At 73.2% G+C, this 15,750-nt stretch carries 9 protein-coding genes; 2 read left to right on the forward strand and 7 right to left on the reverse strand.

From position 1 onward, the window contains the following. Positions 1-351: 351 nt before the first annotated feature. The gene (gene glgB, locus D1825_RS14360) at positions 352-2,559 is read right to left on the reverse strand and encodes a 1,4-alpha-glucan branching protein GlgB (RefSeq protein ID WP_118768098.1); all 2,208 of its coding nucleotides are present in this window, start codon (positions 2,557-2,559) and stop codon (positions 352-354) included. Positions 2,560-2,642: 83 nt separating this feature from the next. Beyond that, positions 2,643-3,857: a LacI family DNA-binding transcriptional regulator gene (locus D1825_RS14365; RefSeq protein WP_233549916.1), complete on the reverse strand. Its 1,215-nt coding sequence runs from the start codon at positions 3,855-3,857 to the stop codon at positions 2,643-2,645. A 223-nt stretch (positions 3,858-4,080) separates the two neighbouring features. On the opposite strand from D1825_RS14365, the gene D1825_RS14370 reads away from it, so the two are divergent. Together D1825_RS14370 and D1825_RS14375 are read left to right on the forward strand one after the other, a co-directional pair. Further along, on the forward strand, positions 4,081-5,298 hold the full coding sequence (locus D1825_RS14370; RefSeq protein WP_233549917.1) for an AGE family epimerase/isomerase: 1,218 nt from the start codon (positions 4,081-4,083) through the stop codon (positions 5,296-5,298). Next, positions 5,295-6,185 carry a carbohydrate kinase family protein gene (locus tag D1825_RS14375; protein ID WP_118768099.1) on the forward strand — a complete coding sequence of 297 codons (891 nt, stop codon included), beginning with the start codon at positions 5,295-5,297 and terminating at the stop codon, positions 6,183-6,185. The genes D1825_RS14370 and D1825_RS14375 overlap by 4 nt, the downstream gene beginning before the upstream one ends. A gap of 10 nt (positions 6,186-6,195) precedes the next feature. Here D1825_RS14375 and D1825_RS14380 read toward each other — a convergent pair whose 3' ends face one another. The 5 genes from D1825_RS14380 to glgX all read right to left on the reverse strand — a co-directional run bounded on the left by D1825_RS14380 (position 6,196) and on the right by glgX (position 15,700). After that, on the reverse strand, positions 6,196-7,503 hold the full coding sequence (locus D1825_RS14380) for a maltokinase N-terminal cap-like domain-containing protein (RefSeq protein WP_118768100.1): 1,308 nt from the start codon (positions 7,501-7,503) through the stop codon (positions 6,196-6,198). Next, positions 7,500-9,209 (reverse strand): maltose alpha-D-glucosyltransferase, encoded by a 1,710-nt coding sequence (treS, locus tag D1825_RS14385; protein WP_407643338.1) that lies wholly within the window; start codon positions 9,207-9,209, stop codon positions 7,500-7,502. The genes D1825_RS14380 and treS overlap by 4 nt, the downstream gene beginning before the upstream one ends. A 68-nt stretch (positions 9,210-9,277) precedes the next feature. Beyond that, positions 9,278-11,473: an alpha-1,4-glucan--maltose-1-phosphate maltosyltransferase gene (locus tag D1825_RS14390; RefSeq protein ID WP_118768154.1), complete on the reverse strand. Its 2,196-nt coding sequence runs from the start codon at positions 11,471-11,473 to the stop codon at positions 9,278-9,280. 332 nt (positions 11,474-11,805) lie between these two features. After that, entirely contained in the window at positions 11,806-13,461 is a 1,656-nt protein-coding gene (locus tag D1825_RS14395) for an FAD-binding dehydrogenase (protein WP_118768101.1), read from the reverse strand. Between the two features lie 40 nt (positions 13,462-13,501). Further along, on the reverse strand, positions 13,502-15,700 hold the full coding sequence (gene glgX, locus D1825_RS14400) for a glycogen debranching protein GlgX (protein WP_118768102.1): 2,199 nt from the start codon (positions 15,698-15,700) through the stop codon (positions 13,502-13,504). Between the last annotated feature and the right edge of the window lie 50 nt (positions 15,701-15,750).

The raw sequence follows: 15,750 nt of genomic DNA on the forward strand, positions 1-15,750 counted from the left end.
CCCTCAGCGCCGATGGTACTGCACTCGCCAGGGTGTGGGAGAGTAGGACGCCGCCGGACATCATTCAGCAAAGAGCCACCCCTCCGGGGGTGGCTCTTTCTGTTTCCCCCACAAGTCTCGCCGCACGCATTATCCCGTCGCGAGTGCTACGCCCCGTGCCCCCTCAACCAGGGCCGCGACCGAGTGGCGTCCGGCGCACTCGAGGGTTCGGTGCGCACTCGACGAGCGTGGACGCGGACGGCCGAGCAGGTGTTTCTCCCCAGTGACGCGGACGGACATGAACGAGGGGCTCACCTGCACAGATGCAGGTGAGCCCCTCGTCGTCGACCGTTCGGTGGCGGTCGGGTTCTGCTAGAAGAGGTCCGGCCCCGCAGCCTGGGTCGGGGCGACGAAGATGACCGCGCCCAGCGGCGGAATGCGCACCGATGCCGAATAGGGGCGCCCGTAGTGGGGGTCCGGAAGCGCGTCGATGGCGCCGAGATTGCCGACCCCGGAACCGCCGTAGAGCTCTGCGTCGGAGTTGTACGCCTCGGTCCAACTGCCGCCCTGCGGAAGGGCGAGCCGGTAGTTCTCGTGCGGCGTGCCGGCGAAGTTCACGACGACCACGACGTCCGGCGTGTCCACGCCGCGGCGGATGTAGGCGAGCGTGTTCCTGTCGGCGTCGTCGGAGTCGATCCACTCGAAGCCCTCGGGGGAGTGGTCGAGCTGCCAGAGCGCCGGCGTAGCCCGGTAGACGGCGTTGAGGTCCTTGAGCGAGCGTTGCACGCCCTGATGGCCCGGGTCGTCGAGCGCCCACCACTCGAGGCTGTGGGACTCGGTCCACTCGTTCTGCTGCGCGAACTCCTGGCCCATGAACAGCAGCTGCTTGCCGGGGTGGGTCCACTGGTAGGCGAGCAGCGTGCGGACGCCCGCGAGCTTCTGCCAGTGGTCACCGGGCATGCGGCCGTAGAGCGAGCCCTTGCCGTGCACGACCTCGTCGTGGCTGATCGGCAGGATGTAGCGCTCCGAGTAGGCGTAGACCATCGAGAAGGTGATCTCCCCGTGGTGGTAGCGGCGGTGCACCGGCTCCTCCGCCATGTAGCGCAGGGTGTCGTTCATCCAGCCCATGTTCCACTTCAGCCCGAAACCGAGGCCGTTGTAGTCGGTGGGCGCGGTGACGCCGGGCCACGCGGTCGACTCCTCGGCGATCATCATCGTGCCGGGGCTGCGCCGGTAGGCCGTGGCGTTGGCCTCCTGGAGGAACGAGATGGCGTCGAGGTTCTCGCGGCCGCCGTAGCGGTTCGGGCGCCACTGGCCCTCCTTGCGCGAGTAGTCGAGGTAGAGCATGGAGGCGACGGCGTCCACGCGCAGCGCGTCGACGTGGAACTCCTCGAGCCAGAACGTCGCGTTGGCGACGAGGAAGTTGCGGACCTCGGACCGCCCGAAGTTGAAGATGTACGTGCCCCAGTCGGGCTGCTCGCCGAGCAGCGGGTCCGGGTGCTCGTACAGCGCGGTCCCGTCGAACTGCGCGAGCGCCCACTCGTCCTTGGGGAAGTGGCCCGGCACCCAGTCGACGATGACGCCGATGCCGGCGCCGTGCAGCGTGTCGATCAGGTAGCGCAGGTCGTCGGGGTGGCCGAACCGCGACGTCGGGGCGAAGTAGGACGTCACCTGGTAGCCCCAGGACGGGCCGTACGGGTGCTCGGCCACGGGGAGGAACTCGACGTGCGTGAAACCGAGCTCGAGCACGTACTCGGTGAGCTGGTGCGCCAGGTCGCGGTAGGACAGGCCCTCGCGCCACGAGCCGAGGTGAACCTCGTAGGCGCTGAGGGCCTCGGTGTGCGGGTTGCGCGCCGCGCGGGCCGCGAGCCAGGCCTCGTCGTTCCAGGTGTAGGCGGACTGCACGACGACCGAGCCAGTCGCGGGCGGCACCTCGGTGCCGCGGGCCATCGGGTCCGCCTTCTGACGCCAGGAGCCGTCGGGCGCGAGGATCTCGAACTTGTACCGGGTGCCCGCCACGACCCCGGGGATGAACAGCTCCCAGACGCCGCTCTCGCCGAGCGAGCGCATGGCGTGGGTCGCGCCCTGCCAGTAGTTGAAGTCGCCGATGACGCGGACCGCGCGCGCGTTGGGGGCCCAGACGGCGAACGACGTGCCGTCGACCTGACCGAGCTCGCCGGGGTAGGAGCGGACGTTCGCGCCCAGGACGGTCCAGAGCTGCTCGTGCCGGCCCTCGCGGATGAGGTGGCGGTCGAGCTCCTGCACGGTGGGCAGGAAGCGGTAAGGGTCGTCGGCCTCCGTCGTCGTCTCGCCGTACGTGACCTCGAGGCGGTAGTCCGGGACCTCGGTGCCGGGGAGCACCGCGACCCAGACGCCGTCCTGCTCGTGCGCGAGCTCGTGGCGACCCGTCGCGGTGCGCACGACGACGGCATCGGCCATCGGCTTGAGCGCGCGGATCGTCACGCCTCCATCGCCCGGGTGTGGGCCGAGGACGGCGTGCGGGTCGAACCAGGCGCCGTGGGCGACGGTGCGAAGGGTGTCGGAATCGACGGGGACCGGGGGTGACGCAGCCGGGCTCATCCCACTACCCAACCACTCGCGGCGCCCCCGTGCACCGCCAGCGCGCCGACGGGCCGCTGCGTTCCCGCACGTCGGCGGCGGGATCAGGCCGGCGGTCGCTCTCCGGAGCCTCGGTGGACCAGGTGCACGGGCACCTCGAGAGCCCGTGGCGGGGCGTCCGGCGACTCGAGCCTGTCGAGCACGCACTGCGCCGCGAGCCGGCCGAACTCGCGCATGTCGTAGGCCACGACGCTGAACCCGAGGACGTCCGCGAGGTCGAAGTCGTCGAACCCGATGTAGGCGAGGTCGCCGCGGTCGGTGCCGACGGCGCGCAGGAGTGCCGCGCTCGCCCGGTTGTTCGCCGTCAGCACGGCGGTCGGCGCATCGGCCTGGTGCAGGACGTCGTGGATCGCGGCCTCGAAGTCGCGGCCGTCGCCGTCGGTGCGCTCCCAGTGCGCGGTGTCGTGCACGCCCACGCGAGCCAGCGCCTCGCGGTACCCGGCCAGACGTTCGCGGTTGGTGTACAGGTCACCGGGGCTGCCGATGTAGGCGATCCGCCGGTGCCCGAGAGCGGTCAGCGAGTCGACGGCCGCGGCCGCGCCGGCGCGGTTCGCGAGCAGCACCGTGTCGACGTCCAGCCCCACCGGCGGACGGTCGACGCACACGATCGGTGTGCCGAGGCTGCGCTCGTGCTCGAGGTAGGACTGGTCGGCCGCGATCGGGACGACGACGAGCGCGCGCACGCGCTGCGCGAGGAGCGAGCCGACGACGCGCTCCTCGGCGCTCGCGTCGTCCTCGGTCGCCGTGAGCACCATCGTCAGGCCGCCGCGGTGCAGCTCGCGTTCCATGCCCGCGCCGAGCTCGAAGTAGAACGGGTTGGTGATGTCGCCCATGACGAAGCCGACCGTCTTGGAGACCGCACCGTGGCGCAGGTCCCGCGCGAGGAAGTTGGGGCGGAAGCGCAGCTCGGCGACGGCGGCCTCGACGCGCGCCCGCGTCGAGGGGGCGACCGTGTCCGTGTCGGTCACGACGCGCGAGACGGTCTTGGCGCTGACGCCCGCGAGGCGCGCGACGTCCGCGAGCGTCGCGCGGCCGGGCGGCGCGGTGGCGGCTGACGCGACGGGAGCGGTTGTGGCAGACGCGGCGGGAGCGGTTGCGGCAGACGCGACGGGCGTGTTGCTGGCGGGCGCGGCGGGAGTGGTGGTGGCAGACGGGGCGGGACTCGTGCTGGCAGACGAGGCGGCGGGCGTGGTAGCGGCCGACGAAGGCGCGGACGAGCTCGGGCGCGGGGCGTCGTCGGCCGGGGATGGGGTCACCACGGGCGCACCCTAGCAGCGGGCCGTCGGGCCCAGCGGCGGTCGCGCCGAGTGGCCTGCAGACGGGGCGGGATGGCGCCGGTATGCTCATGTCAGCGATGTCATTCGGCCACGGCGGCCCGATCGTCGCGACGTCGAGGCACTCCTCCTCACCGGGAGCGCCCACGAGCACGGCAACCGAGCACCGACGCGACGGCCGTCGCGTGCTCAGTCCTGGAGGAGACGCGTGATCGCCTGGCCCGACCTGCCCACCCACCGCGACTGGCTCGGCCGCGAGCTCACCCGGCTGCTCGAGTTCGGCCGGGAGCTGCCCGCCGCCGGCGGCGGTGCCGCTTGGCTCGACGACGACGGCCACCCCGACGCCTCCCAGCCGGTCCAGACGTGGATCACCGCGCGGACCACCCACGTGTACTCGCTCGCGGCTCTGCTCGGCGTGCCGGGCGCCTCCGCGACCGCGGAGGCGGCGCTCGCCGGCCTGACCGGACCGCTGCACGACGACGAGCACGGCGGCTGGTTCGCGGACGCCGGCCCGGGCCGCGACGAGGGGACGAAGGCCTGCTACGACCACGCGTTCGTCGTGCTCGCCGCCTCGACCGCGACCCTGGCCGGCCTGCCCGGCGCGCGCGACCTGCTCGACGAGGCCCTCGCGACGCTGCTCACCCGGTTCTGGGACGACGAGGCCGGGATGTGCGTGGATGCGTGGGACCGCGGCTTCACGACGGTCGACCCGTACCGGGGCGTGAACGGCAACATGCACTCCGTCGAGGCGATGCTCGCCGCATACGACGTCACGGGCGACCCCGCGTGGCTGCAGCGCGCGGCGCGCATCACGACGAACGTCGTGGCGCACGCGAGCGCGAACGGCTGGCGCATCCCCGAGCACTACGACGCGCAGTGGGTGCCGCAGCCCGAGCTCAACGCCGACAAGCCCGGCGACAAGTTCAAGCCGTACGGCGCCACGATCGGGCACGGGCTCGAGTGGGCCAGGCTGCTGCTGCACGTCGAGGCCGCGGGCGCCGACGTCGCCGGGGGTGGGTTGGCCGGGGCCACGGCCCTGTTCGACCGCGCGGTCGCCGACGGCTGGGCGGCCGACGGCGCTCCGGGGTTCGTCTACACGACGGACTGGTCGGGCGCGCCCGTGGTGCACGACCGCATGCACTGGGTGATCGCCGAGGCCACGGCCGCCGCGGCCGCGCTCTACCGCCGCACGGGCGAGGCCCGGTTCGCCGACGACTACCGCCGGTGGTGGGACTACGCCGAGCAGTACGTGCTGGACCGCGAGCGCGGCTCGTGGCACCACCAGCTCGACGCGGAGAACCACCCGGCCGCGACCGTCTGGCCCGGCAAGGCCGACCTCTACCACGCGGTGCAGTCCGTGCTCATCCCGCGCCTGCCGCTCGCACCCGCCATCGGCAAGGCCGTCGCGGACGGGTTGCTCGCATGAGCGTCCTGGTGGTCGGCGAGGCGCTCGTCGACATCGTGCGTCGGGCCGACGGGTCCGTCGTCGAGCACCCCGGCGGGAGCCCGGCCAACGTCGCGCTGACGCTCGGTCGCCTCGGGTGCGCGCCGCGACTGCTCACGTCGTTCGGCGACGACGAGCGCGGCGCGGTGATCCGCGCGTGGCTCGAGGAGTCGCACGTCGACGTCGTCGTCGCCCCCGCAGAGCGGACCTCGACGGCCGAGGCCACGCTCGACGCGACCGGTGCCGCGACCTACGTGTTCGACCTGGCGTGGGACCTCGGCGACGTGGACGTCCAGCCCGCCGACGTGCTGCACGTCGGGTCGATCTCCGCGGTCCTCGACCCGGGCGGTCGGCAGGTCGCGGACCTCGTCGCGCGGCTGCGCCCCACGACAACCATCACGTACGACCCGAACGCGCGGCCCGCGCTCATGGGCGACCACGTCGTCGCGGCGGCCCGGGTCGGCGAGCTCGTCGCGCTCGCGGACGTCGTCAAGGTGAGCGACGAGGACCTCGCCTGGTTCCACCCGGACCAGGACCCGATGGACACCGCGGCCGACTGGCTCACGCTCGGGCCGGCGTTGGTCGTCGTGACGACCGGGGGCGAGGGCGCGACCGTGCTCACGCCGACCGGCTTCTCCTGGGTGGTCGCGCCGAGGGTCGACGTCGTCGACACGGTCGGCGCGGGGGACACGTTCATGGGTGCACTGATCGACGGGCTCGTCGGCGCGGGGCTCGCGGGCGACCGCGACGCACTGCGCAGCATCGACCCGCAGGTGCTGGCCGACATCCTCGCCCGGTGCGCACGCGCGGCGGCGATCACGGTGTCCCGCAGTGGGGCGAACCCGCCGTGGGCCGCCGAGCTCGACTGACGAGCGCGGGTCAGCCGACCAGGCGGTCCAGCGCGGCGATCGGGATGGGCAACCAGGTCGGGCGGTTGCGGGACTCGTAGACGGCCTCGTAGAGCGTCTTGTCCAGCTCGAGCGCGTGCGTGAGCACCTCATTGTCCGAAGAGCCGCCCGAAGAGCCGCCCGACGAGCCGCCCGCCGGGCCATGGGACGAGGCGTCCGACGAGGTGTACCCGGCGCGCAGCGCGTCACGGGCCTCGTCGGTCCACGCCGCCGCGGCGTCCCCGGTCAGGCCACCGACGGCCGCCGCGTAGTCGATCGAGCGCAGCAGGCCGGCCAGGTCGCGCACCGCCAGGTCCGGCTTGGTGCGCTGGTCGAGCGGCGCGAGGGGCTCGCCCTCGAAGTCGGTGATGAACCACGCCTCCCGGGCCCGCAGCACCTGACCGAGGTGCAGGTCGCCGTGCACGCGCTGGCGCGGCGGCGTCGTCGGCAGGGCGCGGACCTCGGCCAGGACGCGTTCGACGCCCGGCGCGTAGGCCGCGAGCTGGGGGACCGCGGACGTGGCCCAGGAGAAGCGCTGGGCGATCCCGTCGGCCACCAGGGCGGGCCCGTCGGGGGCGTCGAGCCGGGGGAAGGACGCGGCCAGTGCCGCGTGCATGGTCGCCGTCACGGCGCCGAGGTCGCGGGCCAGGTCGGCGAACGACTCGCCTCGCCCGGCGTACGCGCACGCGAGCTCGAAGCCGTCCTCGGCGCCTGCGACGAACGTGCTCAAGGCACCGAGGTAGCCGCGGCGCGACGTCCCGTCGGCGTCGAACCACTCGCCCTCGAGCCACGCCAGCGGCGCCGGCACATGGGACCAGCCCTGCTCGACGAGGTGGCGCGGGACGTCGACGTCCGGGTTCTCGCCCGGCTGCAGGGCGCGCAGGACCTTGAGGATCGCGGTGTCCCCGAGGATCACGGACGTGTTGGACTGCTCGCCGGTGATCATCCGGGCCGCGTCCGGGTTGGCGTTCGTGCCCGGGCCGTCGGCCGCGGCGAGCCAGGCCCGCAGGAAGGCCGGGTCGGCAGCGCCGTCGCGCACGTCCCGGTCGTTGAGCGTCCCGATGACCTCGCCCGTGCCGGGACCGAGCACGACCGGGACCTGCAGGAGCGCGTCGATCGAGCCGGCCCGGGCGCGGACCAGCAGGATGCGGACCTCGTCGGACAGCGGGAGCACGCCCGTGAGGGTCAGCGTCGCCGCCGCGCCCTTGGCCGGGAACCAGCGGCGCGCGGGGAGCCAGGGCGCGAGGACCTCCAGCAGCGCGTCGTCGAGGGGCGTCGCGGGCTGCGCAGCGATCGTCATCCGAGCTCCGGTGCGTCCTCGAGCGCGAGCCAGAAGAACTCGCGGGACCCGAGCGTGAAGGTGGCCGTGCCGTCGTCGCCGATGGTCCCGAACTGGGCGCCGCCGAAGACGTCGCGCAGCGGGCGCCCGGCGTGCTCGGGGAGCTTGACGGTGGCGTGCCGCGCGGTCGAGGCGAGGTTGGCGAGCACGAGCAGCGACTCGTCGTCGGTGTGGCGGCGGAACGCGAGCACCGACTCGTTGTCGCAGTCGAGGAACTCGACGTCGCCCATGCCGAGCGCGGGGTGCGCGCGGCGGACCGTGAGCATGCCGCGCACCCAGTGCAGCAGGCTCGTGGGCTGGGCGAGCTGCGCCTCCACGTTGGTGTGCCCGTAGTGGTAGACGAGCGACTGGACGAGTGGGAGGTAGAGCTTGCCCGGGTCCGCCGTCGAGAAGCCGGCGTTGCGGTCCGGGGTCCACTGCATCGGGGTGCGCACCGCGTCGCGGTCCGGCAGCCAGATGTTGTCGCCCATGCCGATCTCGTCGCCGTAGTACAGGCACGGGCTGCCGGGGAGGCTGAGCAGCAGCGCGTGCGCGAGCTCGATCTCCTTGCGGGAGTTGTCGAGCAGCGGCGCGAGGCGGCGGCGGATGCCGACGTTGGCGCGCATCCGGGAGTCCGGCGCGTACCAGCCGTACATCGAGGCGCGCTCCTCGGTGGAGACCATCTCGAGCGTCAGCTCGTCGTGGTTGCGCAGGAACGTGCTCCACTGGCCGCCGCGGGGGATGGCCGGGGTGTCGGCCATGATGTCGACGATCGGCGAGGCCTTCTGGTCACGGATCGAGTAGAAGATCCGCGGCATCACGGGGAAGTGGAAGCACATGTGGCACTCCGGCTCCTCCTCGGAGCCGAAGTAGTGCACGACCTCCTCGGGCCACTGGTTCGCCTCGGCGAGCATGATGCGGCCGGGGTACTCGTCGTCCAGCATCCGGCGGACCTTGCGCAGGAACGCGTGCGTCTCGGGCAGGTTCTCGCAGTTGGTGCCCTCGGCCTCGAACAGGTACGGCACGGCGTCCAGGCGGAACCCGTCGACCCCGAGGTTGAGCCAGAAGCGGCCCACGTCGAGCATCGCGTCGACCACGCGGGGGTTGTCGAAGTTGAGGTCGGGCTGGTGGCTGAAGAACCGGTGCCAGAAGTACTGCCGACGCACGGGGTCGAAGGTCCAGTTGGACGTCTCGGTGTCGACGAAGATGATGCGCGCGTCCTGGTAGCGCGAGTTCTCGTCGGACCAGACGTAGAAGTCCCCGTACGGGCCCTCGGGGTCCGAGCGCGACGCCTGGAACCACGGGTGCTGGTCGCTGGTGTGGTTCATGACGAGGTCGACGACCAGGCGCATCCCGCGGGCGTGCGCCTCGGTGATGAGCTCGGTGAAGTCCGCGATCGTGCCGTACTGCGCGGCGACCGCGGTGTAGTCGGCGACGTCGTAGCCGCCGTCGCGCAGCGGGCTCGGGTAGAACGGCGGCAGCCACAGGCAGTCGATGCCCAGCCACTGCAGGTAGTCGAGCCGGTTGATCAGGCCGCGCAGGTCGCCGCTGCCGTTGCCGGCCGCGTCGGAGAAGCAGCGCAGCATGACCTCGTAGAAGACCGCCTTGCGGTACCACTCGGGGTCGTCGGACAGGCCGTTGGCACCGACGGCCGGGACCTGCGGTTGGCGGCTCGGCGGCAGGGTGATCTGCGCGGTCGTCGGCGCGGGCTCGCGGACGCGGGGCAGGGACGCGGTGCGCGCCTGGGGCTCGGTGGTCACGGTGCCTCCAGCGCGATGACGTGCGCGGGTCGCTCGGCGGGGTCGAGGCGGACGAAGGCAGTCGAGCCCCACGTCCACTCCTCGTGGGTGAGCAGGTCGCGCGCGGTGACCTGCTCGGGCAGGCCGAGGCCGGCCAGGTCGATCTCGACGGTGCCGGCGCGCGTGTTCCACGGGTCGAGGTTCACGACGACGAGGACCGTGTCCGCCCGGCCCGTCGGGGAGTGCTCGGCCGACAGGTGCTTGGAGAACGCCACGGTCGCGTCGTCGCTCGTCGGGTGCACCCGCAGGTTGCGCAGCTGGCGCAACGCGGGGTGGCCCCGGCGGATGGCGTTGAGGTTGCCGAGCAGCAGCGCGATGCCGAGGTGCTCGGCCTGCGACCAGTCGCGCGGCTTGAACTCGTACTTCTCGTTGTCGATCTGCTCCTCGACGCCGGGCCGGGGGACGTTCTCGACGAGCTCGTAGCCGGAGTAGATGCCCCACGTGGGGCTGCCGGTCGCGGCGAGGACCGCGCGGACAGCGAACCCGCGGCCGCCGGACGCCTGCAGGTACGGCGGCAGGATGTCGTGCGTCGTCGGCCAGAAGCTCGGGCGCATCCACGCGCCGGACTCGCCCGAGACCTCCTCGAGGTACTCCTCGATCTCGTCCTTCGTGTTCCGCCACGTGAAGTACGTGTACGACTGGTGGAACCCGACCTTGGCGAGCGTGGCCATCATCGCGGGGCGCGTGAACGCCTCGGACAGGAAGATCACCTCGGGGTGGTCCTTGGCGACGTCCGCGAGCAGCCACTGCCAGAAGTCGAGCGGCTTGGTGTGCGGGTTGTCGACGCGGAACAGCGTCACGCCGTGGTCGATCCAGACCTGCAGGACACGACGGATCTCCGCCGCGATCCCCGCGGGGTCGTTGTCGAAGTTCAGCGGGTAGATGTCCTGGTACTTCTTCGGCGGGTTCTCCGCGTAGGCGATCGTGCCGTCCGCGCGCGTCGTGAACCACTCCGGGTGCTCCGCGACCCACGGGTGGTCCGGCGAGCACTGCAGCGCGACGTCGAGCGCGACCTCCATGCGCAGCTCGCGCGCCCGGGCGACGAACGCGTCGAAGTCGTCGAACGTGCCGAGCGTCGGCTCGATCGCGTCGTGGCCGCCGTCGGCCGAGCCGATCGCGTACGGCGAGCCGGGGTCGCCCGGCTCGGTGAGCAGCGAGTTGTTGCGGCCCTTGCGGTTGGACGAGCCGATCGGGTGGATCGGCGTGAGGTAGACGACGTCGAAGCCCATGCCGGCGATGCGCGGCAGCTCATCGGCCGCGGTGCGCAGCGTGCCCGAGACCCAGCGGCCGGTGTACTCGTCGTACCGGGCGCCGTGCGAGCGGGGGAAGAGCTCGTACCACGAGCCGGCCAGCGCGAGCGTGCGCTCGACGACCAGCGGGTACTCCGGCGACGCGCTGACCAGGTCGCGCAGTGGGTTGCGGGCCAGCGCGCTGCGGACGCGGTCGGCGAGGGCGGCATCGAGCCGCTCGTCGGGCGAGAGGTGCACGTCGTGCAGGCGCCTCTCCGCGTAGCGCAGGGTCGAGGCGTCCTCGTCGGGCACGGTGTCGCGGGCGGCGGCGCGCGCGAGCAGCAGCGCGCCCTCGGCGAGCATGAGCTCGACGTCGATGCCCGCCGCGATCTTGATCGTCGCGTCGTGCACCCAGGTGGCCCACGGGTCGGACCAGCCCTCGACCCGGAAGGACCAGCTGCCTACCCGGTCGGGGACCAGGCGCGCCTCGTAGCGGTCGAGGCCCGGCGCGATGTCGACCATCGGGGCGCTCGAGTGGTCCGTGCCGTCGGGAGCGACGAGGACCGCGGTCGCGGCGACCGCGTCGTGGCCCTCGCGGAAGACGGTCGCCCGGACCGGGAACGCCTCGCCGACGACCGCCTTCGCGGGGAAGCGACCGGCCTCGGCGACGGGGGAGACGTCGACGACGGGGATGCGGCCGATGGGTGCGTGGGCGGACGCCGCGGGCTCTGTCGGCGCGGGAGTCGGCGCAGGGGTCGCGGCGGACGACGACGGGGCGGTGGCGGCCGTCGTCGGGGCGGGGGCCGCTGCAGGCGCAGTGTCGGCGGGCGCCGCGGTGGTCGGTGCGGTCGTCGGCCGCGAGGGCTCGACGGACTCGGCGGCCCGCTTCGCCTTGCGCGACGTGGGCTCGACGCGAGCGGTCACGCGCGCCTGCTCGTCGGGAGACGTCGCCGCGGCAACGGCCGCCACAGGGGGCGTCACGACGTGCGACGTCGCAGGCTGCGCACCGGCCGACGCATCGGCGGTGGAAGCGGTCGGGGATGCAGGGCTGGGGGCTGCGGGCTTGCGGCGGCCGTTCGAGCGCTGGCCGCGACCGGGGCTCGCGGGGGAAGTCGTCACAGTCCCGAACCTATCCGCAGGCGCCCCTACCCAGCATCTGCAACGCCTCCCCGACGCTCGACGTTCACTCCGCGAGCGCGCCCCGTGCGCACCGAGAGCGGCCCACGTCGCGGGCGCACTCGCGGGAGGGCGAGAGGTCAGAGGGTGGAGGCGAGGGCGCGGCCCGTGGTGCGGCCCGTGAAGAGGCAGCCGCCCAGGAACGTCCCCTCCAGGGCGCGGTGGCCGTGCACGCCGCCGCCGCCGAACCCGGACGCCTCGCCCACGGCCCACAGGCCGGGCAGCACCTCGCCGTCGGCGCGCAGCACGCGGCCCTCGAGGTCGGTGGCCAGGCCGCCGAGCGTCTTGCGGGTCAGCACGGACAGCCGCACCGCGAGGAGCGGGCCGTGCGCGGGGTCGAGCAGGCGGTGCGGCTTGGCGACGCGGATGAGCTTGTCGACGACGTACTCGCGGGCCCGCGCGGTCGCGATGACCTGCAGGTCCTTGCCCAGGCCGGACTCGACCTGCCGGTCGCGGGCGACGATCAGCGCCTCGAGCGCGTCGCCGTCGATGCGCGACGAGCCCGACAGGGCGTTCATCTTCGCCGCGAGCTCGTGGGGCGTGTCGGCCCAGAGGAACTCGTCGGACTTCTGCGCGAACGTCTCGACCGGACCGACGGCCCCGGGCAGCACCCGCTGCAGGAGCTGGGGGATGCTGCGGCCGGTCAGGTCCGGGTTCTGCTCCGACCCGGACAGGGCGAACTCGGTGCCGAGGATGGTCTTGTCGAGCACGAACCAGGAGTGGTCGTCGCCGCGCCCGGTGATGTGCTGCAGCGCCCCGAGGGAGTCGAAGCCGGGGAACAGCGGGACCGGCAGGCGGTGACCGTCGGCGTCGAGCCACAACGAGGACGGCCCGGGCAGGATCCGGATCCCGTGCTTCGACCACACCGGCGTGTGGTCGGTGACGCCCTCGGGGTAGTGCCACATCCGGTCCTCGTGGACGACGGCCGCGCCCGCCGAGCGCGCGGCCTCGATGCCGGAGCCGTCGACGTGGTCGGGGACGCCCGAGAGCATGCGCTCCGGCAGTCGTCCGGCCGACGAGGGCCACAACGCCCGCACGAGCTCGTGGTTGGCGCCCACGCCGCCGGTCGCGAGCACGACGGACGCGGCGTCGAGCTCGAAGGGCGCGACGACCTCCCGCGACGATCGCTCGGCGCGCGACACGTCGTCGGGTGCCAGGATCTCGCCACGCACGCCCGTGACCCGCCCGTCGGTCGTGACCAACGACGTGACGCGGTGCCGGAAGCGGACGTCGACGAGCCCCGCGGCCCGCGCATCGAGCAGCGCGCGCACGAACGGCTCGAGCACGCCCGGGCCGGTGCCCCACGTGACGTGGAATCGAGGCACCGAGTTGCCGTGTCCGTCGGCGAGGTAGCCGCCGCGCTCGGGCCACTGCACGAGCGGGAACCAGCGCACGCCCTGCCCGTGCAGCCACGCGCGCATGCCGCCCGCGGCGAAGTCGACGAAGCCCTCGGCCCAGGCGCGACCCCACCGGTCGCTGCCGTCGTCGGCGAAGTCCGCCGAGCCGAACCAGTCGCCGAGCGCGAGCTCGGCGCTGTCGCGGATCTTGAGGCGGCGCTGCTCCGGGGAGTCGACGAGGAACAGCCCGCCGAACGACCAGAACGCCTGGCCGCCGAGCGAGGCCGCGGGCTCCGCGTCGAGCAGGGTCACGTGGTGACCGGCCGCGGTGAGCTCGGCGGTGGCGACCAGGCCGGCGAGGCCGGCGCCGACGACCACGACATCGTGGGAGTGCGTCATGCGACGGCACCCTACGCCCTGGACGCTCGTCCAGAAAGCATCAGGGCGCGAGCAGGTAGACCCGCATGCTGAGCGGCTCGAGCGCCGCGACCTCGCCCGTCGCCGTGTGCAGCGCGCCCGCGATCGCGGCCGCCCGCTGCTCGGACGGGTGCTCCCAGACGGAGTCCCACGCGAGCAGCCAGCGGTCGCCCGGCTGGCCCGACAGCGTGACGTCCATCGGCTCGAGCGCGCCGTTGATGACGAGCAGGACCACGTCCTCCGGCTCGTCGGGCTCGGCGGACGCGCGCAGCATCTGCAGCGTGCGGATCGAGGCGTCGTGCCAGCGGGCGTGGTCGAACGCGACGCCGGCCGCGTCGAACCAGGCGAGGTCGGGGCGCTGACTGCCGGCGACGGGCCGCCCGGTGTAGAAGCGCGGCGAGCGCAGCGCGGGGTGGTCGCGGCGCAGCGCGAGGAGCCAGCGTGAGGTCGCCAGCAGGTCCTGGCGGCTCTCGGACAGGTCCCAGCTCATCCAGGAGATCTCGTTGTCCTGGCAGTACGCGTTGTTGTTGCCGCGCTGGGTGCGGCCCATCTCGTCGCCCGCCGTGATCATCGGGGTCCCGGCGGCGAGCGCGAGCGTGGCGAACAGGTTGCGGATCGAGCGGCGGCGCAGCGGCGCGATGTCCGCGGCAGGGGAGTCGGGGTTCACCGGGCCCTCCACGCCGTGGTTCCACGAGCGGTTGTCGTCGCTGCCGTCGCGGTTGTTCTCGCCGTTCGCGGAGTTGTGCTTGTAGTCGTAGGAGACCAGGTCCGCGAGCGTGAACCCGTCGTGCGCGGTGACGAAGTTGACCGACGCGACCGGGCCGCGCACCAGCGGCGGGTCGCTGTGGCCGAACAGGTCGACCGAGCCGGACAGGCGGGTGGCGAGGTCACGCACGCGGTGGCCGGGCAGACCGTGCGCCGCGCGGGAGGGGTCGGCGAGCCAGAACGAGCGCGACGCGTTGCGGAAGCGGTCGTTCCACTCGCCGAACGGCAGCGGGAACTGGCCCGTGCGCCAGCCGCCGGGCCCGATGTCCCACGGCTCGGCGACGAGCTTGAGGCCGTGCAGGCTGGGCGACGCGGCGGCCGCGACGAGCAGCGGGTGGTCGGGCGTGAAGCCGTCCGAGTCGCGCGCGAGCGTCACCGCGAGGTCGAACCGGAAGCCGTCGACGCCTATCTCGTTCGCCCAGTAGCGCAGCGAGTCGAGCGTCATGCGGACCACGGCGCTGCGGCGGAAGTCCAGGGTGTTGCCCGTCCCGGTCACGTCGGCCAGCGCGGCCGGGACGCCGCCGTCGTGCACGTAGTACATCGTCGAGTCGAGGCCGCGCCACGAGACGTGCTGGCCCGGCAGGCCGCCCTCGTTGGTGTGGTTGTAGACCACGTCGAGCAGGACCTCGATGCCGGCCTCGTGCAGCGCGTGCACCGCGCCGCGGACCTCGGCGAGCACGGCCGCCGGGCCGGCCGCCTGGGCCGCGGCCGTCGCGTAGGCCGCGTGCGGGGCGAAGAAGCCGAGCGTCGAGTAGCCCCAGTAGTTCGTCAGGCCCTTGTCGACTAGGTGCGGCTCGGTGGCCGCCGCGTGGATCGGCAGCAGCTCGAGCGTCGTGACGCCCAGGCGGCGCAGGTGGTCGACGACGGCCGGGTGCGCGAGCGCTGCGTACGTGCCGCGCAGCTCGGCCGGGACCTGCTCGTTGAGCATCGTCAGGCCCCGCACGTGCGCCTCGTAGACGACCGTGCGGTCCCACGGCACCCACGGGCGGTTCGCGGCCGGGTCGGGGCCGGGCAGCGCACGCGTGTCGACGACGACGGAGTACGGCACGAACCCCGCCGAGTCGCGCTCGTCCGCCGGCCCGTACGGGTCGCCCGTCAGGTCGTCGGCCACGACGTGTCCATAGGTCTGAGGCCCGTACGTCATCTCGCCCAGCAGGCCGCGCGCGTAGGGGTCGACGAGCAGCTTGGCCGGGTTGTGCCGCAGGCCCGCGACCGGGTCCCAGACGCCGTGCGCGCGGAAGCCGTAGCGCTGACCGGGCCGCACGCCGGGCACGTCGGCCCAGAACAGCCCCTGCGCGGGGCCGCCGAGCCGGACGCGACGCTCGGCGCCGTCGTCGTCGAACAGGCACAGGTCGACGGCGTGGGCGTGCGTGGCCAGCACGGCGACGACGATGCCGTCGTCGGTCACGTGGACCCCGAGCTGCGGGGGTCGGCGGTGGGCGTGGAGGGTGGTCACGGCAACATCATGGAGGACGCGTGCGACGACGATGTTTCGCGGCGCGTGAT

The sequence above is a fragment of the Cellulomonas rhizosphaerae genome (genome assembly GCF_003470205.1).
In the GTDB taxonomy this organism is placed as follows: Bacteria; Actinomycetota; Actinomycetes; order Actinomycetales; family Cellulomonadaceae; genus Cellulomonas; species Cellulomonas rhizosphaerae.